This is a genomic window from Paenibacillus sp. 01T422 (genome assembly GCF_056398785.1).
In genome coordinates, this window is record NZ_JBFTQB010001249.1 from 1 (window position 1) to 1395 (window position 1395).

2 protein-coding genes are annotated in these 1395 nt (G+C 46.3%); both read right to left on the reverse strand.

Annotated elements, in window-relative coordinates; translation table 11 throughout:
• A partial coding sequence (locus AC1DUA_RS37660) for an ABC transporter permease (protein WP_477504582.1) occupies positions 1-1015 on the reverse strand: 1015 nt, incomplete at its 3' end.
• The coding region (locus AC1DUA_RS37665) for an ATP-binding cassette domain-containing protein (protein ID WP_477504583.1) at positions 987-1395 on the reverse strand (409 nt) is incomplete at its 5' end. The genes AC1DUA_RS37660 and AC1DUA_RS37665, both read right to left, overlap by 29 nt.

Here is a 1395-nt window from a genome sequence, read left to right on the forward strand (position 1 = left end):
CCTTCTTCCCCGTTTTTCTGCTAAACGTACGACTGAACATATCTCTTAATACGTCAGATTGGGCTAAGCTAACAAGAATGATAACGACTGCTTTGACGACCATAACAGATTCCGATGGTACGCCTAACGTGTAAATAGTCGTCGTTAAGGTTTGGATGAATAGAGCTCCTAACACAGTGCCGCCTAAGTAGAAACGTCCGCCACGCATCGAAGTACCGCCGATAACAACGGCTAGGATCGCGTCGAGCTCGAACCATAACCCGGCATTGTTGGAATCCGCGCCAGTGATGTTGGAGCTAACAATAATGCCGGCAAGTGCTGCGCAAAAGCCGCAAATAATATAGACAGACATCATAATGCGAGTCGAATTAATACCAGCGAACTCACTGGAAACGCGGTTAGAACCAACGGATTCCAGGAATAATCCAAATGCCGTTTTCCGGGTAATAACATGTAATATAACGAAAACAACGACAGCCAAAATGACCGCAAAAGGCAAGCCAAGCAAATAGCCCCCTCCTACAAAGCGGTAAGCTTTATCGGAAATCGTAATGATCTTTCCGCCGGAGATCAGCTGTGCGATGCCTCGCCCTACGGTTAACAAAATAAGTGTGGCAATCATCGGTTGTATTTTCAACTTAGCTACAAGCAAGCCATTCCAGTACCCGCACAGAACGCCGATTCCCAAACCTGCCAACAAGGCTAACGCGAACGGAACATGCTTCTGCAATAGAAAGGCTGCCAAGGAAGCGGCTATTGCCAGCACGGAACCTACGGAAATATCGATCCCTTCTTTGGCAATTACAAGCGTCATGCCCAGTGCAATGATGAGGATTGGTGTTCCCCGGTTTAAAATATCAATCAAACTTCCAAATAAATGTCCATCTTGTATCCGAATATTGAAAAACCCTGGGGTAAATAGGGCATTAAATAGCAAAATTACGGCAATCCCTAGTGAGGGCCAAAACAATTTGGAGCGGATCGCATTATGAAACATGCTCTTTAGCGGCGTCATTCTTATACCCTCCCTCTGCAATCATCTGCATAATTCGTTGTTCACCGATTTCGTTCCCATTCAGCTCACCAATGATTTGGCGATCCCGCAATACCAGAATACGGTCACAACAGCCAACCATCTCTTCCCACTCTGATGTGATCATGAGAATAGTCATTCCTTCCGCTGCAAGCGATAAAATTAATTTGCGGATTTCCGCTTTGGAACCTACATCGATACCACGAGTCGGCTCATCTAAAATGAGGAGTTTCGGCTCTGTCGCTAACCATCTCGCCAAAATCGCCTTCTGCTGATTCCCCCCGCTGAGCTGATCAATTCTTTGCTCCATGCTGGAAGCCTTGATGCTCAGCAGCTTCATGTAATACTCTGCTATCTCTTGC